Source organism: Rhizobium sp. AN6A (assembly GCF_900215635.1).
Taxonomy (GTDB): Bacteria; Pseudomonadota; Alphaproteobacteria; order Rhizobiales; family Rhizobiaceae; genus Agrobacterium; species Agrobacterium tumefaciens.
On the sequence record NZ_OCNC01000001.1, the window covers coordinates 60,910 to 80,762 of the forward strand.

The window sequence follows — 19,853 nt, forward strand, 5'->3', positions numbered from 1 at the left end:
TCATAACTTTAGCGGTTCAATCGGCCTGTGTTTTTTACCCGGCTTTGCGAGAAGAACTATAATGCGGGAGTTTAGGCGAGCGATCTCCTTACTGATGGCGTCATCCAATTCGCGCGGATAGACGTTATCTTCAAATCGATCAGATTTTCGATCGAGCAAACCCTCGCTCGCCAGCTCCAACAAGCAGTAGTGCGCGCTGGCTTTCGCGAGGATCGGAATAAGCTGGAGATCAACCAATCCAGATTTTTCGCGAATCAGATCTCGGAGAGCCGCCGCATTTGTGATCATCTTCGCAATAATAGCTTTGTCACTACCATCCAAACTTGCTCGCCAGGCCGGATCGGTTAGCGCGATCAATGTTCGAAACTTATCATCTACCGCTTTGTGTCTGTTCCTGAATTCAAGCGACAACAACTCGTTCTCTCTTGAGATTTGGTTGAACGGGCCATAAAACTCGTTCAGCCTCGTCTGAAGCTCCTTGATCTCGACTTCGTTGGACTTTTGCCTGAGGGTGGACGTTGTGTTTCGAAGGGCGAACCATACACCGAAAATGGCGGCAAACGCACTAGCTAGCCCACTTCCCACTGAACCAGTCAAAATCTCTCGCCAAAGCGGCTTGCTTGGCTGGTCTAACCGGATCGCGGGTATGTCAGAGACTGTAACGGCAAACCTCTGTGGAACAGCCGTCATTGGCGGCTGTCCAGCTTGCCAAGCAATTTCAGAGGCAATGGCACCCGTCGCCAGGAATGCGAATATACTAAATATGATCGCGTTTATGATGCGAATGCGCGTATCCATTTTTCACCATTTTTCGAGAATTCTTGGTCAAACTCAAGTCGTACGTCCAGAAAACCAGCCGATCTGAGCATGGCTTCCCACTCATCGGGCATCACGTAAGTGAAAAATCGTTGGTCAGACGTCCGGCTCTCTCCCTTACCCATCTTTAAAGAGGTGAAAAGTGTGCCTCGCGGGCGTATAACTCGGCGAGCCTCCAGTAGGCCATCGGTCATTTCGCCTCTGCGCAGATGCAAAAAGGACGCAGATGCCCAGATGCCGTCAAATGATCGGGTAGAAAATGGCAGCTGAGCGATGTCCGCAACGACGACAGGGCGATGAGCGAACGCCGCGGCATGTCGAGCCAACCCGAGCGAGATGTCCAATCCGAGTGCATCACAGCCGTGTTCGGCAAGATACTTCAAATCCCGTCCGCTTCCGCAACCCAAGTCCAGAACTCGCGCACTCGTTGGCAACTGATTTAGAAATTGATCTATCTGCTGGGTCATCGACAGTCCGGCGGTAAAACCAGCATATCGAGCGGCATTCTCGTTGTAGAAATGGACTGTTTGAGGATCGCTCACAAATAACTCTGTCTGTTATGACGAACGGCTGCTTTTTCAGATGTCAAAATTGCAAATCTCTTAGTCTGTTCACGAAGTCTTCCCACGGAGGTGTCTCTGTTGCGTGCGACCAAGAAATCCGGACCGTCCCATTCATAATCTCGGACGAAACACCCATAGCTTTGAGAACATGGCTAGGTTCATAACTTGCTGACGTACAAGCCGATCCATTAGAAATTGCCACGATATCCTTTGTAGCAACCATCACGGCTTCTGAGTCGATCCCGTCAATCGACAGGCTCAGGATATGGGGAAGAATTCCCTTTGCGTCATCACCATGAACATACGGCTTCAAACTTCCGAATGCCCGCAGTGCCTCCATCCTCAACTCTGCACAGCGTTTATAACGCGCATCGGCTTCACGATGTGCTAGAGTTGCGGCCAAGCCAAAGCCAACGATCAGCGGAACCGGGAGTGTTCCTGGTCGCAGGCTTTTTTCTTGTCCGCCTCCAAACATCAGCGGCTTCAGAGGTGCTCTCCGATTATCTCGACGTTTCAAGATGAGCGCGCCAATCCCTTTAGGCGCATAAACCTTATGACCAGATATGCTGATCAAGTCGATCCGAGGATGCGCCAGGCTAGAATTTAGACGACCAAAAGTCTGTGCGGCATCGACGTGAAAGAATACGCTTTTCCCGCTCAGTCCATCGGCAATCGCGTCAATCGGCTGGACGGCTCCCGTCTCGTTGTTCGCATGCATCACAGACACAAGCAGAGTGTCTGGACGAACAGCTTTTAGGACGTCATGAGCGTCAATGTATCCTTGGGCATCAGGCTTGATCAGGGTCACTTCGAAGCCGAGCGACCGAAGGTGATCGAGCGGCTCCAACACAGCTTTATGCTCAATTTCCGTCGAAACGATGTGGCGCTTTCCAAGCTTTTCGCCTTCTGGAACCAGTCCAAGGATAGCGAGATTGTCGGCTTCTGTCGCGCCACTCGTGAATATGACATCGGATGCGTCGACCTTAATCGTCGCAGCAATTTGTGCTCTCGCAGTATTGACCGCTGACTGAGCATCCGCACCGAAAACATGCGTTCTGCTGCCAGCGTTTCCGAACTCGCGCACCATAAATTCCATAACACGCTCGGCGACTCGAGGATCCGTAGGTGTTGTGGCAGCCATATCCAAATATGTACGCATGTTTGTGTCTGTTTGTTTTGTTTGGTTGACTTGTTCATGAACAGGTTTATACGATCTACGCCAGATTGGAAGCGTTTTTCGAGGTCGCTATGAAGGCTGTTCTGGAGTTTCCCACCGTGCGCGGGATACAGGCTGGGCGGGAGTATTACATCTCCATGTGCCCTCTTGGTTTGGTGCCAAAAATTTTCCTTTTCAACGAGGGCTTGACACCAGAACAGCGGTCGCAACGCCAGCTCAATCGCGGACGCGTACCTGAAATAACTCGCTATCTTGTTGACAACAAAGACGATTATGTCTTCTCGGCTATTACTGCTTCTATCGATGGGGATGCCGAGTTCTTGCCGAACACCGGGGACGACCTCACCGGGACATTACGCGTTCAGATGAAGACCTCGAAGATTATTATTAACGATGGGCAGCACCGGCGAGCCGCTATAGAAGCGGCCTTGGAAAAAGCTCCAGAGCTCGCTGACGAGACGATTGCAGTCGTACTCTTTTTCGATCGTGGACTTGAACGTTGCCAACAAATGTTTGCAGACCTGAACCGATATGCGGTTCGCCCATCGCGCTCGCTGAGCGTGCTTTTCGACCACCGCGACGAGCTGGCGGTCGCATCTCGGCTCTTGCTAAGCCGCCTTCCTTCAATTGCAGAACTTGTAGAGTTTGAAAAAACAAGCTTGTCTCAGCGGTCAAAAGCGCTGTTCACACTAAGCGCATTTTATACCGCCACTGAAGCTCTATTGGTTGATTACGAGCCCGATAGTCCCAAGCAAAGAGACGATGCAGCTGTTGAGTTCTGGAGTTCTATTGCACAGCAGATGCCTCACTGGGACGATGTTCGGTGTGGGGCGATGACCTCCGGCGCACTCCGTGACACCTACATAAATTCGCATAGCGTGGCACTGCATGCGCTCGGACGCGTCGGCAATGCGCTGTTGAAGCTCCGGAGCAAACGGAAAATAGATGATCCTCTTCCGCGACTTGCGTCAATCGACTGGCGACGGTCGGCGGACACGTGGGTTGGGCGCGCTGTCGTCGCTGGGCGGATGTCTAAAACCCATTTGAGTGTAACGCTGACATCGAATGTCATCAAAACCCATCTGGGGCTTCCGCTATCCGCCGATGAGCAATCCCTCGAAGACGCATTTAGGAGACAGCCTCATGCAGCTTGACCTAGGCAGTAAGAGCACATCCAAAACCTCAGCATTCAGCGCGCTTGGCATGAAAGCGACCATTAACGCGCTCTTGGATGAGATCTCCACCCTCTACCAAGCCGACAGCACGCCGTGGGTCGTCGGATACAGCGGCGGAAAGGATTCGACAGCGACACTCCAACTGGTTTGGATGGCCTTGTCTCGTCTGGATCCTACGGCACGACTGAAGCCTGTATACGTCATCAGCACGGATACGCTGGTCGAAAACCCAATCGTTGCGGCCTGGGTTGCGCGGTCGCTCGATAAAATGGGAGAAGCAGCCGCCAAGAGCGGACTTCCGTTAACGAGCAATCGCTTAACCCCCGATGCTTCGGAATCGTTTTGGACGACCTTGATTGGGCGCGGTTATCCAGCGCCCCGACCGAAATTTCGTTGGTGCACAGACCGACTTAAAATCAATCCCTCAAATCGCTTCATCTCAAACGTCGTCAAAGCGAGCGGTGAGGCTATTGTCGTGCTAGGCACAAGAAAGGCCGAGAGCCAAGCTCGTGCGAAAGCGATGGAGCGGTTTGAGAGCAAACGCGTTCGCGAAAAACTGAGCCCAAACGGCAAGCTACCCAATTCTTACGTTTATTCCCCAATCGAGGATTGGACGAACGACGACGTTTGGATGTTCTTGATGCAGGTCCGCAACCCTTGGGGCTTCGATAACAAGGACCTCCTGACGATGTATCAAGGCGCATCGGCTGACGGCGAATGCCCACTGGTCATCGATGCATCGACACCCAGCTGCGGCGATAGTCGTTTTGGCTGCTGGGTCTGCACCATGGTAGAGCGTGACAAGTCCATGACTGCCATGATTCAGAACGACGTCGAAAAAGAGTGGATGCTCCCATTGCTTGAGCTACGCAACGAACTGGACGTGCGTAACGCTGAAACCGGAAAGCGTGATGACCGCCATTTGCGTGATTTCCGCAAAATGTCGGGTGCGTTACAAGTGCACAATGACCGTCTAGTTCACGGACCTTACTTGCAGGCTTCTCGCGAGCGTTGGTTGCGTAAAGTTCTTCAGGCGCAGCGTCATATTCAAAACAACGGACCGGCGGGTGTATCGGACATTCAGCTGATCACGTTGGAGGAGTTGCGAGAAATACGACGCCTTTGGGTCGTTGAAAAGCATGAAATCGAAGACAGCTTACCACGCATTTATGAAGAAGTTCTTGGCAAGCCGTTTCCAGATGGCCGCATGGATGACAGCCTTTCATTTGGTCATGCGGAAATGGAGATCCTGCGTCAAATCTGCGGCGAGGATGAGTTGCATTTCCAGTTAACGCGCGAGTTGCTCGATATCGAGCGGCAGCATCGAACGATGGCTCGACGCTCAGGCCTGTTCAGGGCCTTGGAGCAATCGTTGCGGCGTGGTTCATACGACAGCGCTGAGGAAGCCGAGCAAACTGCCCTACGGCGACGTGACATCATGGATGACCTCTACGACGGCGACGAGATCGTCGAGGATGAGGATGAGGATCAGGGATCGCCTTTATTGCCTGGTCTCGCATCCTCTGACGACGAAATGAAATCGATATGATCCTTGACGAAATTATTCTGCATGACTTCGGCACCTATGGCGGGCGTCAAAACATCACGTTGACGCCTGACTCACCGGATCGCCCAATAATCCTTTTCGGTGGCCTTAATGGAGGCGGGAAAACGACGCTGTTGGATGCGCTCCAGCTTTGTTTTTTCGGGAATGTTGCGCAGTGCGCCGGACGCGGAGACCTGCCATACGATGAGTATTTGCGACGGTCTGTGCACCGCGGAGCAATTTCACGAGAAGCGTCGATAGAGGTCAGCTTCCGACACACGGTTGACGGCGCCGAACAGAATTGGCGGCTTTCTCGCTCGTGGACTGCCAATGACGCGGTCAAAGAGCGATTTCAGGTGTTTCGCGACGATGTCTTCGATAAAGCGGCCAGTGATCACTGGAGTACACAGGTTGAGGAGTTCATCCCGGCGAGGATTGCTCCGCTTTTCCTGTTCGACGGTGAAAAGGTCGAAAAATATGCCGACCTTGAAGAAGCGCCAGCATTGATACGGACCGCAATCCAGAATCTTCTTGGGCTCGACATCGTCGAGCGTCTCGGAGGTGATCTCATTTCCATCGAAAGGAAAAAGAAGAGCGAGCTTGCGGCGCCGGCCGAGGCAGACGAGTTGAGTTCTCTCCGTGACGATATCCAGGCATTGGCAACCAACAGAGCACGGCTTCTGCGGGAGCGCGCTTCTGGCGCCAACGAACTCGACCAAGCCAAACGAAGAACCCTTGAGTTAGATCAGCGGTACGAGCAAGAGGGCGGAGCGCTCTTCGAAGACCGGGGACGGCTCGAGGCTGAGCTCGCAGTGACGAACCGAGGCAAAGACGCTGTAGAGCGTTCACTTCGCGAACTTGCTAGCGGCGCACTACCTCTAGCCCTCATCGCTGATCTGATTTCTGGCGTGACCGATCAAGCGAAGCTTGAAGCAGAACGTACGCGTAATGCTCAAACAGCGGACGTTTTGGACGCCGAATACAAAGAAATTCTTGGGCTTGATGGCGTCGCAGGGCTTCCAGCAAAGACTCAGCAAGAGATCAGCGACCATCTGCAACTCCGACTCGATAGCTACCGCCGGAAATCGGATGGTCCGCGCTACCTCAATCTCGACGACACTACGAGTGCGATGGCGGAAACGATAGCAACGACCGGGCTAATGGATGTTCAGGCCCAAGCCAGAGAAATGCTCTCTCAACAGCAGCAGTTGGCAACTAATTCCGAGCAGCTCAAGGGTACACTCGCCGCGGTCCCGAGCCAAACATCAGTTGCCGAGCTCATTTCGAAGCGAGAAGCGGCAAATGACGTCGTTCGGCTCGCCGAATTCGAGCAGAAGAAGCGTGATGAAGAGATTGCGCGTCTTGATAGGGAGCTGGAAGCAAAACGTTCGAAAGAAGCGCGGCTACTTGAGAACGTAGCTCGTCAGAAATTTGAACAGGAAGATGTGACGAGGCTTCTGGATCACTCGTCACGAGTTCGCTCAACTCTGGACCAATTCCGTGCGGCCGTCATTGCGAGGCACGTCTCTCGCATCGAACAGTACGTGTTCGAAAGCTTCCAACAACTCGCTCGCAAGGCCACCCTTCTTTCGGGATTGTCGATCGATCCGACAACGTTCCATCTGTCGCTACGCGGCGGTGATGGTCAGGTCCTGACCGCAGAGCGATTGTCAGCCGGCGAGCGTCAACTTCTTGCTATCGCAATTCTCTGGGGACTTGCGCGTGCTTCCGGGCGCCCATTGCCCATGGTGATCGATACCCCTCTTGGTCGACTTGACTCCGAACATCGATCTCGACTGGTGAGCAGCTACTTCCCTTACGCAAGCCATCAGGTCATGCTTTTGTCCACAGATAGAGAGCTTAATGGGACCGACTACCAGGCACTGCTGCCATACGTTGGCCGTTGCTACCATCTGCGCTTTAGTGAAGCGGAAAGCCGAACGATAGTTGAGACAGGATATTTCAACGAGGAGGCCGCCTGATGACAATAGACCACATCAGACTCTCTAAGCAGGCGCGCGAGCAGCTCATTCGATTGAAACGTCATACGGGGATTGAGCACTGGAACATCCTGTGCCGCTGGGCATTTTGTCGCTCGCTTGCCGAGAAATCGGTTCCTCCACCAGCAAAGATCCCTGCAGATAGTAATGTCGAAATGTCATGGCGCGTGTTTGGTGGCCGGCATGCTGACCTTTATTTCGCCCTACTGAAGCAACGATGTGTCGTTGACGGAATTCCAATTAATGATGACGAATTGGCCATACAATTCCGACTTCATCTCCATCGGGGAATTGCCTACCTCGCAAACGATCGGAAATTGCGTGACATCAGCTCGCTAATCGCGCTCGCAGCATAAAATACGAAATTCCGAACATTCATGTCGACATTACGATTTTTCGTAATTGTACAAAATTTCGTACTTGAATTTGCGTGATTACGAGATTATGTAAATGCCATGGAGGCTTTTCATGGCACGCATTGGCATTTTTGAAACTGAGGTCCAGGAAGTCGTTCGCGAACTTGTTATAAGGTTGGCGGCGACCCAAACCGTCGCTGCCTTGGTTCGACAACTCAACGAAACATTGGCTGCATCTGGCGACGACCGGCAGCTGCACGCAAACCGCGTAACACCGTTTTTCTCCGATGACCCGTCTCGCGGCATCAACGAGGCAACTCTGGAAACAGTGCGCTCGGCCATTCGCGCAGCACCCGTAACCGATTCTCAGCTCGCGGCCTTTGTACACTTGGCGGATCAGGTCAAAACACACAAGGGCTTAGGCTTTGGCAATGAAGATATTGCGCGAGTATTGAACATTACACCGGCAGCGGTCCGACTTGGTCTTGGGGACCCAGTTGACGAATTGAAAGATGAAAAACTCGTGAGCCGGGTCTTAGACTCTACCCCGGACTGGTCACACCAAGAGGTCGCTATTGCACGCGTGATGGATGCATTTCGTCGGCGTCCCGCAGGGCGCATCGGGCTAGTACTTCCGACTGGGGCGGGCAAAACGCGCGTAGCTCTTCGTATTATCCTTGAACGACTTGCAAGTGCTCCGGCGTTAGCTCGCGTTGTCTGGATTACCCACCGTAAAACCCTTAAGCGCCAGGCTTTCCGCCAGCTCAACAAACTTCTGCAGTCGAAGAGCAACCTTCCTGCAGATGCAGATAAGCTTGCCAACAGGATCATCTTTGCAATGGTCGGTCAGATTGAGACACTGATCTCAGCCAACGGCCCGAATCTGGCCCTTGTCGTTGTCGATGAGGCGCATCACGCAGCAGCCCCCTCTTATGCAGGGTTGTTTAGCCCCGACCTTCGCTGTCCTGTCTTGCTTTTGACCGCAACCCCGAACCGACCGGACGCCCTCCCGATCGGCGTTGAGGAAATTGCTTACACGATTACCTATCGTGAACTTGCTGAGCGCCGGGTCATCCAGATCCCCAATTTCTTACCATTTGCCGTGGATGACTTCGATTGGAGCGCCAGCGCGGTACGCCAGCTTGCGGACTGGCTTGTTGACGAGACTGCCGGTCGGTTTCGCAAAGTGCTCATTCTGGCACCGCAGGTCAGCCGCGTCGAAGAATTCTATGAGGCGTTTCTAGCGGCACTCCGCAACGAGCAACCCCACCCCCTCCTTCCAGAGGATGTGGGTTATATCCATGGCGGCCGCAACTCACTTGGCATCCCGGATGAGGACTTTTTAGAGCGCTTCGAAGACAAGCCGAGAGCGGTGCTTGTATCCGCCCAAATGCTGTTGGAGGGTTTTGATGATCCGGCAGTCGATACCGTTGTCCTTACATATCCGACGTCGAGCGTAATCCGATTGATGCAAGCAGCGGGGCGAGCAGTACGCTATCATCCCGGCAAGGCTGAGGCTTATGTCGTGCAGGCCGACAACGCCAACCTCGCGTACCGCTTTGATCAGCGCTGGCTATATCAGGAGCTTGATGATTACCTGCGACCCGAGATCATCGATACATCATATGCGGCAGGCGCTGAGCGACGTCTTGCGATTGAGGAACTTCTGGAGCGGCACAACGTGAGCAATGAAGAGCGCGCGGCAGCCCTTAAACAGGTTGACGAGGCTCACCCTCAAGAAGACGTTCGCTTACTTTTTTACGGTAAGCCATACTTTGGCGCTGCTGGAGACTTCGACGCTGAGGCAAAATGGGGTGTCTTCGTGGAAACGCCCGCCAATAGCGTGGCCTTCCGTCAAATCTTCAATTCTTTCTCTGCAATGGGTGCCCATCTTTCGGATCCCACTGATTTTATGACCAAGCAGGCGCCCGGGCTAGGCATCGCCAAGGATCTGTCCCAAGGCTCGACTTGGCGCCAGTTTGGATTGATCCTCACCGCAGCTTATTGTGCCCGCGAAGAGATTTACGGCACGCCAAACTTTGGGCTCCAGGGTAACCGGCCAAAGCCAGAAAAAGGTCCAACGACCTGGCTCCGTTATGCAACCTTCAAATTTGAGCCCCGACTGCCTGCAAGTTTGGCGGCCTTCCTTGCTGATTGCCACAACCGCCAAGAGATCGAGAACGCTTACCTTGATGATATTGAGGGTTTTGAAGCAGTTGCAAAGGTATCCCTGCCCCTTGCTGGGAGTGAAGCCCTTCTCCTTCGGTCCGACACCTTCTGCTTGCTGCAAAGCCGGCTTCAAGAACTCGCTGCAGCAATGAGGCTCGCGGCTCCCGCTGATCGGTATGCAGCACTGGCGGCGCAATTGGCAACCGGCCAACAACCTCCCTTGCCCAGTCAGTTTATCACTCGCATTGAGCAGCTTTTTGAAGAAACGCCGGCAACTTCCCGCATTTTGAAATTCGAACGATAAGGATGTCTATTATTATGGCAGTCAGTGAACTTAGCGATCTCCAGGAAGTCGAATTCGACAGCCTTCAGCTTGATCCGAATAATCCCAGAATCGCGCCTCGCCCGGCGCCCGGCTATACCGACGAGAACAAACTTTTCGACAAGGATGTCCAGGCGTCACTCACTCAAAGGGTCTTCGATGCCTACAACGCGGAGGAGCTGGAAAAGACGATCACCAGCCTTGGCTGGGCGCCGGTGGATCCCATAATTGTTTGGCGACATCCGGCTCACCCCGAGAAAAACCTCGTTGTTGAAGGGAATACACGGACGTCGATCCTTCGCCGCGCGCGCGTGCGCTTAGACGAATCCAAACGTAAGCTTGAAAAACTCAAGGAGGGCGGCCGCCAGTCGATCATTGCGGAAGTGGAACGCGAGGTTAAGCAGTTGCAAAGCCTGGTGGATGACACCAAGACACTCAAGGTTCAATGCGTCCTGGCCGACACACCTGAAGAGTTAAAGGCGAAACTCCCACGCCTGCTAGGCGTTCGCCATGTTTCTGGTGCAAAAGACTGGCTGCCATACGCGACAAATGTCTACATCTCGGACATCTACGAAGAAATGTTTCTCGACGCTTATCCCGGAGAAGAAGTTCGACTGGTTGAGCCTCTCATTAAGGCGGCCGCGAAGATATTCTCTTTGAGCCCCGACAAGGCTCGTAAACGCATCCAAGCTTGCAGCATGTTTGACCATTTCAAGCTTGATTATGAGGATAAAATCAAGGGTGCTGGAAACACGCTCCTTGACGAAGACCAATATTATTTCGATCAGATCCTCCAAAGTAACCACGCACGCGGTCAATTTGACGTCGACAAAGACACCCTAAAGCTTTCTGAAAAGGCGGCTGAAGCGCTCTTCGTGTGGGCGTTTAGCAAACCCGGTAAGGGAAAGAGCAACAATGAAAACGTATTTCGAAAGGCGGAAGACATGCGTGTCTGGCAGTCACTTTCAAAGTACGATAATGAAAATAGCACTAACTTCGCCGCGCAACTCGACGTGGACGACCCGTCGGAAGCGCCTACGCTCAAAACTCTAAACAATCGCCGCGGAAATCACGAAGAGCAAATGTCTCCGATACAGACGATCGGAAGCCTAATCGAGACATTCGAGAAGCTGCCTGCCTCCAATCTGATCACGCAGTCGGATATGTTGCATCCTATGCTGGTCCAAGTGCGCGATGCTGCCGATCGCTTTCTGGCAATGATTGAGAAAGAAAGCTGAGACCGGAAGAGAGGAAGGCCCCGGATGGGGCCTTTCGATTATGCGATAATGCGACCCGCGTCGATCGCGATGTCGGCATAGACACTGATCGGGTAAGTCGCCCGAAAGGACGTGTCACGCTCAACCGCAAGCCCGAGTGGTCCGCGAAGAAATTCCAGTTGGGATAGCGATACCGTTCCTAACTCCGGCTCTCCCAGACCAAGATCGCAAAGTCCAAACGCAATGTCCTCATCGGCAGGATCGAGGTCGCAAAGTAGCCAAGTGCTCGCCGCGTCCGGAAGGAAAAGTTTGACGACTGGAAACGGGTCGTGATCCATTTCGTCTTTGGTTTTTTGTCCGTTCATTAGTAAAGCTTGTCGCTGCTCGTCTGTGATTAGATCTTGTCTCATTCTTTGCTCCTTTTTACCGCGCCGTTCGCGGACACGGGCAGACAAGAACCTGCAGGGACCAACCGCACACGCAGTGCCGAAGCGAAGCGAAGGATGGCGAAGCAAAACTATTTTGTTGGCGGTGCAACGGCGGCAAAGCCGCGGCGGAAAATAGTTTGGATAAGCCATTGAGGTAGGGAAAAGCAGATTCTAGTCCACCCGGATGTCGCAAGGGCCGGGAGTGGAGAGAATTGAAAAGATCCATCTGGCGAACGAAAGCCATCATCAACTACACCTTGAGCCAAAAAACACTGAGGCGGCCGCCTGATGATTCTGACAATCGCTAGGACCGCAGAAATCGGTGAGAGTCTCGATGTTTTGTCAGGATGACGATGGAAGGTTCAGCGTAACACAATGTGTCGCCGTTCAGCCCGGAGTCTCGTCAACTGTCCAAACGGCTACGCCCATCGGCGACGAGCAGGTTCCGGTGACAGACGGCGGGAAGCTACATTCTATGAGGTCGATTCATGCTGCAAGAACATACGCAAAATGGAGGCGCGATCATGAGTCTACTCGGACTTGCGGTCTGTACACATCTCGCAAATAAGCGCCGATCTGTTAGTCGGCCCAATGGTGCGAGTCTCAATGCTATTTCTCTGAATTAGCTTTGCAAATGTGGAAAAATTTGAATGCTGCTTGCGTTTTGCCGCAACACAACCATAGTTTGCCTTCCAAACTTAGTGGGATTTCATGGCAGCCGGACAGTATCACGATCTTGTAAGCAACACCAAAAGGCTTAAAGCGGACGGCCATAGCTTCTATCTGAACCTGGCCAGTTGGCGAAAATTTAAGACACGCTATTCGCTCGATTGGAAGAAGGTGCGGTTTGAACAAGCAAGCCAGGAGCTTCTTCCGCATGAACGCGGTGTCTACGCCTTTGTGCTTGAGCTCTCGCTAAGCAAACTCCCGCCGCACGGGTACATCATGTACGTCGGCATCACAGGAAACGATTCCGGTGGAACCCTTTATAAACGCTACCAGCGGTACTGGTACGAGTTCAAGACGAAGGGCGGGCGTCCGGCCGTTTTCTATATGATGGACAACTGGCGCGACGATCTGTTTTTCCACTTTGTGCCCCTGCCCAACACATTCATCGACCTGTCGAAGATCGAGAAATCTTTCATCAACGCTGTCCTCCCACCCGTTAATAAGGCGGACATTGTGGCAGAGCTCAGCAAAGCGAAGGCGGCGATTTTCTGATGAAAATACAACCCATTACACTGCCGGCTCTCCGTGGCACCTTTGGTGACTGGATCTACTATATTTGCTTGATTCCTCTCGAAGAGTTAGGTCGGCGGGCGATGTATGCGCATGAGATACATCCAAACAAAGCACTTTCTGAGCTCATACAACGAAGCCTGGAGGGGCCTCGCGCCGCACATATTGCTACCTATCTTGAGACTGTTCCGGAACGATTTTTCAGCTCACTCGTTCTGGCAACCTATGGCGGCGCACCTGATTGGTTGGAAGTTGGAAATTTCCGTGCGAATGGCGACCCCAAAGTAATCGCCGAAATACCGGATGCGCTGACCAACAGTATGGGATTTCTTAGGCTTAATGGTCGCGAAATCATCTTTGCACTTGATGGCCAGCATCGATTGGCCGGCATAAAAAAGGCGTTGAAAGATGGTTTGCAAGCGCCCGACGACGCCGTTCCAATCATACTTGTCGGGCACAAAAAGACAAAGACGGGGTTGCAGCGAACACGGCGGTTGTTCACCACGCTCAATAAGACTGCGGTACCAGTGCGTAAGCGCGACATCATAGCGCTTGACGAAGATGACGTAATGGCGATCGTTGTGCGCCGGCTCGTCGAAAATGATCCAAGATTTCAGCATCCCAAAATCGCGGTAATCGCTAGCCAAAACCTGCCTACCTCCAATACTGAATCGCTGACAACGATTTCCAGTCTATATGATGTGTTGAAAGACATCTTTATGTACCGAATTGGTCAGCGAAGTGACCGATCGCTCCGATTTAATCGTCCATCAGACGATCGACTAGATGCCTACGAAGCATATGCGCTTGAATACTTCGACGCGCTCGCAAAAGCCTTTCCGCCGGTCAAGACGCTAATGGGCAGCTCCAATCCGCAAACGATAGTCAAACGCTTTCGTGGTGACCATGGAGGTCACGTGCTATTTCGACCCGTCGGACTGGACATAATCACCAAAGTCGCGATTGCTTACGCCAGAGAACGGAAGACTGAACTCTCCGATGCGGTGCTTGCACTCAACAAAATCCCGGTCGACCTTACGAAGCCACCGTATCGCGATGTGATTTGGGACGCCACGCGCGAAAGAATGATCGTCAGAGGAAAAGTCTTGGCGCGAGAGCTTTTGAAGTACATGGTTGGGCTACCCGTCGATGCAGCCGACTTAAAGCGAAATTACCGTGTAGCGCTAGGGGTCGACCCAACCGACACGAAAGTTCGTCTGCCAGCAAAGCTCTAGGATCCTAATTGAGCTATAGAGACGGAAATCAGATGTGCCTCCATGTGCTCGGAAAGTAAATGCGGCAGACTGCACGCGCGCTCGGCAGCAATGTCGTTGATCCTAAAGCAGCACTACGAGGGATATCTACGCTTCCAAAAAACAAACGAGGCGGTCCGAGAGCAGTAGAGAAAGGAAACATCCGTTCGATAGATAGTGCAGTCACCCGGCCATAAGCCGGAAGCTTGTTCGCGATGTTTATGGGGCCAGCGTCTCGATGTGATCCGAACGCGACCCAGCCTTCCGGATAGCTGGCTCAACAGCCGCTGAGAGTAACGGGCACGAGATGATGCGGTCTAATCGGTTGGCTCCATGACAGGCTGGCGGAATACCGCGACTTGGCATTTGAGTCCGAGTGCACGAGAGCAATGCAAGGTAGACTGACGTGTTCGCAGCCAACGGAAGAAGAGCAGTCCCCGGAAGAGCTCGTTCGATACACATTCCAAAATCTGTCCGTTGAGTTGATCGTCGATAATGGAAACAATTTCGTCTTCGGGCGGCTCAAGCTGAATTACTCGTTGATCTCGATGGACGACGGTATCTCCTCACCCGTATGCCAGGTGGCAGACGACGAGAGACGAGTTTATATCGAGTTCAAGGATGAAGTGTATATTGAGGACACGACAACAAACGAAACAGCGCTGCTCTACCTACAGGGCGGACTTCACCACCGCGAAATGCCGGGGTTGAGTGTTGGAAAGCAGTATTACTGGCTTCTAGTGTTTTCGCGACAGGGCGAAATGGTCGCGATTGATCAGAATACCTTCGAACCAATTCCGGCAAAAGTGCATGAATGGAGCAGGATCAAAGACACGATCCTTGATGACAGTCGCCCTACCAAGGAGTACCAAGCGCCGAATCTGGCGCTCTCACGTCGGGGTATTGCAATCAACGGCGTCCCCCTCACGTTTTCCATTTACGATGAAGGGGTCGTGCAAGCTGAGTTCGCTTCAGCGGAAATTTGTGACCCCAACTCGCAGTCTGACGCGTCGAAATGACTGCAATCAAAGTATTCCCCATGCCCGAAACCTCCCCCTCCCCGTCATCTCGCGCAGGCCCAGCTCCAAAACGATCCGCCGCGCCGCCTGCGGCGTCACCTCCAGCGTCTTCGCCACCATGCCGGCCGACACGAGCGGCTTCGCCATCACCAGCTCGACCAGCTCCGGCAATTTTGAGGAGGTTCGCCGTCCTTCAAGTTTTCGGTCCATCATCGTTTTCGCCAGCGTCAGCCGGTCATGCTCTTTCATGCCGATTTCGGCGGCCGCCAAAAATCCGTCGGCGATGGCCAGCAGCCGGGTTTCGCGATCGCGATGCCGGCGCCGATCGACCGGAATGGTTTTGAGGCCAAGGTTGATGGCAGCGAGATGGGCGCCGGTGCTGATGCCGGCCTGGCGCAGGATGGAGGCGCAAAACAGCCGGCCAAGCCAGGGTCCATGCTGGAGGACGGAAAGTTCGTTCCAGGCATCGAGGGCAATGATGGCCCGAACCATCGCCGGCAGGCTTTGCGCCAGTCGTAATACGTCGCGCCATTCGTCGAGCCGGGCATCCTCGTCCCAGTCAAGATCATAGACGAGAGGGTCTCGTTCGCCGGTATCAGCGCGGCCAGGCCGTGTGGCACTCTCGATCGCCGCCTCTGATCGGGCCAATACCGCATCGATGGCGGCATAATCGACGCCGGGAAGCCCTTCGGCTTCATCGATTTCTTTCCCCTCCCCATCCGGATCAATCGCAGCCGCGCTCCGCACTGTGCTGGCGGCCTCCGCCGCCTCAGTTCCGGTTGAGGCAATCTCCGATGTCTGCCGGAGCGTGCGAATGCCTTCCGGTGACAGCGCCCAATCTGGCGACTGGCCAGAAATACGCCGGCGAGTTCGCAACACGTCGCGGGCGATGGTGAGTTCGTGGGTGGGCGTGCGGATATCGCGGGTCGCGTCATGGAGGACGAGATCTTCGAGATGGACGAGTTCGCCGTCGATCCACAGCGAGGCGCAGGCATCGGCAAAATTCTGGCGCTCCAGGAAGCCTGCGCCGACGGGCGAACGAGCGATGCGCTCGTCGAGACGGGTCAGCGCGACACCGGCGTCGAAGGCCGGCCGCATCAGGGCTGTCATGCTGATTTTCGCGAGATCGTAAGCCATTGAAATCATGGTAAATGATTTCTTACACGAACTCTATCTAAATATTAGAGTTCCCCACATGGTACGGTTTTGAGTTGAGTTATCTACCATCGATAAGTCTCCCTTATCGATGGTAGATGATTTCGCGGCGCAAATAGAGGAAAATCGGGGCAAATCACGGTCCCGGCGGCCGCCGAAACACGCGATTCTGGAGCCTCTCGCGGCTAAAGCGAAGACATCACAGACGTCCGTCGAGCGGCGCGCCGAAGAGCTCGATACCATTGCGTCCGTCCTGCCGCTCGAACGCCGCGACGAGCTCGCCGAGCTGTTGACCGATCAGGACGTCGAGACGCTGCGACATCTTGTCAACCAGGGCATGTGCGGCAACACGCTACGGGCGGACCTTCGACTCAATTATAAAAGCGCTGCCAAACCGCCACTAACGAGGGCCTGCCGACGATACTTCTAGTGTTAATATTCCAACATATCTTATCGGTCGGTACTCAAGTGATTTTGTCATCTCACCATAGTATATTTTTATTATAGAATTTATTTTATTACCTTCCGATAACTTATCTAATTCGAGAAGGTGCATATCTCTTGGCTCAGCGTAACCTTCTCCAAGCAGGCAAGGCGTTCCAGAGCACTTAATTCGCGAAGATAGGTGGTTGTAAAATTTTGAGAGGTAAAAAGATATTGTCTTATTATCGTATATTTTTACATCGCAAACGCGCCCCCTGTAGCATGATACGTTGCCTTCTCTCTTTAGTCCTTCTATCTCAAATTTGTATCCTATATTTACAGTATCTTCGCTAGAATGCGAACTAATGCATGATATAAAAAAGAAGAAAATAAAGTTATAAATTAAACTGATATTTCGTTTTTTCATAATTTTCCCTTGCATCATATCGGTATTGTTCCGTATCTATATTAAGCTGCCTATGGTGTAAATTATATATTTGCATTGTTTGAATCACTTATTCAGAGATTATCTTTATAAGTATATTTTATTATTCGGGAAAATATCATGTCCAAGGTTGAATCTGCACCACTGCCCCCGTTGCCGGGAACGACAGTACTATCGTTAACAGAGAAAGACAGGTCGAATGTAAATCGTTGGATAGACAGTCGAGTCCGGAACCTTCTGATGGGAGATGGATCGTATCGGCCTGACGGGCCAAAACTACCGGTCAGTGATATCTACGATAACGTCAAACTTTTCTTGGATAGACTAGGGAATATGGCTTATGAAATCGATGACCCCTTAAATATAGTGCGCGATAAAATAAGCAGTTACAATGACGATATGACCGCATTACTCGAGCTAAAAACCAAATTTGAAATAAATGCGAAATCGCCACCCGATAGAATTGATGTCTTTCCTCCAAAGAATAGCGATACAAAGACGCCTGTATTTGACCCTAGAGGTCCCGGGTTCCCAGCGTCATATACAGGGCAATATGAAATTAACGCTCTGAAAAGCTTTCTAAATAATTCATATGGTGTGGCTGAATCTGGATTGCAGCCAAGAGAGCAGCGTAATTTGTTCGAAACCATGGCAATGAATGAGATTGCTCGTCAGTCCATTTTGACTAAGGACGCTTGGAGGGATTACGAAAAACAAGTGTCGGATTTCAGTAAGACGTGGACACCCATCAATAGACCTTCTGATTATTGGCAAAAGCATAGGTCAATGGTCGACTTGGCGAGAAACGCGCAACAAGTATGGTCGGATGTGATGGATTTTGGAGCGAAGATCCTTGGGGTTGATCTCGACGATTTGTTTACGCCACTGAATGAAGTCACAAAAGCTATTCGTAAACAACAAGAATTAAACAAAGCTGAGTGGCAGACCACTGCAAAAGCCGAAGCAGAACGGCAGGCAGCGGCGAAGGCAGATGCTCTACGACAGGCTGCCGCGAAGGCAGAAGCACAGCGGCAGGCGGCGGCAAAGGCTGAGGCAGAGCGGCAGGCGGCGGCAAAGGCCGAGGCAGAGCGGCAGGCTGCGGCGACGGCCGAAGCAGAGCGACAGGCGGCAGCAAAGGCTGAGGCAGAGCGGCAAGCTGCCGCTAAGGCCGAGGCAGAGCGGCAGGCGGCGGCAAAGGCTGAGGCAGAGCGGCAGGCTGCGGCGAAGGCCGAAGCAGAGCGGCAGGCTGCGGCGAAGGCCGAAGCAGAGCGACAGGCTGCGGCGAAGGCCGAAGCAAAGCGACAGGCGGCGGCAAAGGCTGAGGCAGAGCGGCAGGCGGCGGCAAAGGCCGAGGCAGAGCGGCAGGCTGCGGCGAAGGCCGAAGCAGAGCGACAGGCGGCAGCAAAGGCTGAGGCAGAGCGGCAAGCTGCCGCTAAGGCCGAGGCAGAGCGGCAGGCGGCGGCGAAGGCCGAAGCAGAGCGACAGGCGGCGGCAAAGGCTGAGGCAGAGCGGCAGGCGGCGGCTAAAGCAGAGGCCGAGCGGCAGGCGAGAATTAAAGCTGAGGTTGATCGGCAGGCGGCGGCAAGGCTCGAGGCAGATCGGCTGGCAGCGCAAAAAGCTGAGGCTGAGCGGCGGGAAACCATACTCCGAGAGAGTGCGGAGCGACAGCGACAGTGGAATTTGCGACAGCAGCGTGAAGCCGAAGAGCGGCGACAGCAGGCAGCAGCTGACCAAGCTCGCCGGGATGCAGAACAAGACCGAATGAGAAGACAGATGGACAGCGTTCGGATACCTGGTACAGGTAATGGAAAACGCCCCGCTCCAGGGACGCCAGTCCCCTCTCCCCGCCCCAATCCTCCATCACAATGGCGACCCGGTTACAGGGGCTTTCCTGTAATTATGGACGTAAATGGAGATGGTCAGTTGGACCTGCGGACTTTGTCAGCTGTTGAAGCGGCGGACGGTTCACAGCCGGCTTTCGATTGGAACGGTGACGGAAAAAGAGATGCGACCGCATGGGTCGGTCCGAGTGATGGTTTATTGATTATCGACTTGGACATCGATACTGGGGGCCCCGGACCTGACGGTCAAATCAATCGGCCGGAAGAAGTCGCTTTCTCACTCTGGAAGTCGGAGGAGGAGCGAGTGGCCGAACTCAAAGCGCAAGGCATTGACGACACCGGTCGTCCGGTCACCGATCTTGAAGGGCTGCGTTTCGCGTTCGATACAAATCAGGACAATATTCTCGACAATCGTGATGCGCGATGGAGCGAATTCCGTGTCTGGCAGGATTTCAACCAAAACGGCGTAAGTGACGAAGGCGAACTCAGTACTCTTGAAGCCGAGGGCATTGCTTACATCGACCTTCTTCCGTCGGAACAGGGTGCGAAAGCTTTTCCAGATGGCTCAATGATAACAGGTACGAGTTCGGCCAAACGGATCGACGGGACGTCTATTCTGGTCGGAGACGTCGCGCTCGCTTACAGGCCGTCCCTTTAAATTCTGGCTCAGGACAAAACGGGATGCTGGCTGGCAGCTGTATTGGAGGCA

General features: G+C 53.3%; 15 protein-coding genes and 1 pseudogene. 11 read left to right on the top strand and 5 right to left on the bottom strand.

The genetic code is table 11. From position 1 onward, the window contains the following. The 3 genes from CRO62_RS00285 to dndA are packed head-to-tail and all read right to left on the bottom strand — an operon-like array spanning position 1 to position 2,538. The gene (locus tag CRO62_RS00285; protein ID WP_097098699.1) at positions 1–798 is read right to left on the bottom strand and encodes a hypothetical protein; all 798 of its coding nucleotides are present in this window, start codon (positions 796–798) and stop codon (positions 1–3) included. After that, positions 774–1,358, bottom strand: a complete 585-nt coding sequence (locus CRO62_RS00290) for a class I SAM-dependent methyltransferase (RefSeq protein WP_097098700.1) — start codon at positions 1,356–1,358, stop codon at positions 774–776. The genes CRO62_RS00285 and CRO62_RS00290 overlap by 25 nt, the downstream gene beginning before the upstream one ends. A gap of 43 nt (positions 1,359–1,401) precedes the next feature. Further along, on the bottom strand, positions 1,402–2,538 hold the full coding sequence (gene dndA / locus CRO62_RS00295; RefSeq protein ID WP_097098701.1) for a cysteine desulfurase DndA: 1,137 nt from the start codon (positions 2,536–2,538) through the stop codon (positions 1,402–1,404). 89 nt (positions 2,539–2,627) lie between these two features. Here dndA and dndB point away from each other — a divergent pair, with 89 nt between their 5' ends. From dndB to CRO62_RS00325, 6 genes are all read left to right on the top strand, one after another. Then, positions 2,628–3,710 (top strand): DNA sulfur modification protein DndB, encoded by a 1,083-nt coding sequence (dndB, locus tag CRO62_RS00300; RefSeq protein ID WP_097098862.1) that lies wholly within the window; start codon positions 2,628–2,630, stop codon positions 3,708–3,710. Then, complete coding sequence (gene dndC, locus CRO62_RS00305) at positions 3,700–5,280, top strand: DNA phosphorothioation system sulfurtransferase DndC (protein ID WP_097098702.1); 1,581 nt, start codon at positions 3,700–3,702, stop codon at positions 5,278–5,280. Before dndB ends, dndC begins: the two co-directional genes overlap by 11 nt. Continuing rightward, complete coding sequence (gene dndD / locus CRO62_RS00310) at positions 5,277–7,259, top strand: DNA sulfur modification protein DndD (RefSeq protein WP_097098703.1); 1,983 nt, start codon at positions 5,277–5,279, stop codon at positions 7,257–7,259. Before dndC ends, dndD begins: the two co-directional genes overlap by 4 nt. Further along, a complete protein-coding gene (gene dndE / locus CRO62_RS00315) occupies positions 7,259–7,633 on the top strand; it encodes a DNA sulfur modification protein DndE (protein WP_097098704.1) in 375 nt (124 codons plus the stop codon). The genes dndD and dndE overlap by 1 nt, the downstream gene beginning before the upstream one ends. A 112-nt stretch (positions 7,634–7,745) precedes the next feature. Then, a complete protein-coding gene (locus CRO62_RS00320; RefSeq protein ID WP_097098705.1) occupies positions 7,746–10,106 on the top strand; it encodes a DEAD/DEAH box helicase in 2,361 nt (786 codons plus the stop codon). 14 nt (positions 10,107–10,120) lie between these two features. After that, positions 10,121–11,362 (top strand): hypothetical protein, encoded by a 1,242-nt coding sequence (locus CRO62_RS00325; RefSeq protein WP_143539360.1) that lies wholly within the window; start codon positions 10,121–10,123, stop codon positions 11,360–11,362. Between the two features lie 38 nt (positions 11,363–11,400). On the opposite strand, the gene CRO62_RS00330 is transcribed toward CRO62_RS00325, so the two are convergent. Continuing rightward, a complete protein-coding gene (locus CRO62_RS00330) occupies positions 11,401–11,751 on the bottom strand; it encodes a DUF2958 domain-containing protein (protein ID WP_097098707.1) in 351 nt (116 codons plus the stop codon). Between the two features lie 729 nt (positions 11,752–12,480). Between CRO62_RS00330 and CRO62_RS00335 the strand changes: the two genes are divergently transcribed. From CRO62_RS00335 to CRO62_RS00345, 3 genes are all read left to right on the top strand, one after another. Continuing rightward, positions 12,481–12,990: a hypothetical protein gene (locus CRO62_RS00335; RefSeq protein ID WP_097098708.1), complete on the top strand. Its 510-nt coding sequence runs from the start codon at positions 12,481–12,483 to the stop codon at positions 12,988–12,990. Further along, positions 12,990–14,243 carry a DGQHR domain-containing protein gene (locus tag CRO62_RS00340; protein ID WP_097098709.1) on the top strand — a complete coding sequence of 418 codons (1,254 nt, stop codon included), beginning with the start codon at positions 12,990–12,992 and terminating at the stop codon, positions 14,241–14,243. Before CRO62_RS00335 ends, CRO62_RS00340 begins: the two co-directional genes overlap by 1 nt. 407 nt (positions 14,244–14,650) lie before the next feature. After that, positions 14,651–15,280 (top strand): hypothetical protein, encoded by a 630-nt coding sequence (locus CRO62_RS00345; protein ID WP_097098710.1) that lies wholly within the window; start codon positions 14,651–14,653, stop codon positions 15,278–15,280. A gap of 6 nt (positions 15,281–15,286) precedes the next feature. Here CRO62_RS00345 and CRO62_RS00350 read toward each other — a convergent pair whose 3' ends face one another. Next, positions 15,287–16,426: an RHE_PE00001 family protein gene (locus tag CRO62_RS00350; RefSeq protein ID WP_179784412.1), complete on the bottom strand. Its 1,140-nt coding sequence runs from the start codon at positions 16,424–16,426 to the stop codon at positions 15,287–15,289. Between the two features lie 100 nt (positions 16,427–16,526). On the opposite strand from CRO62_RS00350, the pseudogene CRO62_RS27390 reads away from it, so the two are divergent. Both CRO62_RS27390 and CRO62_RS00360 read left to right on the top strand, forming a co-directional pair. Further along, positions 16,527–16,796 (top strand): annotated as a pseudogene (locus CRO62_RS27390) (integrase); the annotation flags it as partial. Between the two features lie 840 nt (positions 16,797–17,636). Further along, positions 17,637–19,802: a hypothetical protein gene (locus CRO62_RS00360; protein ID WP_143539361.1), complete on the top strand. Its 2,166-nt coding sequence runs from the start codon at positions 17,637–17,639 to the stop codon at positions 19,800–19,802. Positions 19,803–19,853 lie beyond the last annotated feature (51 nt).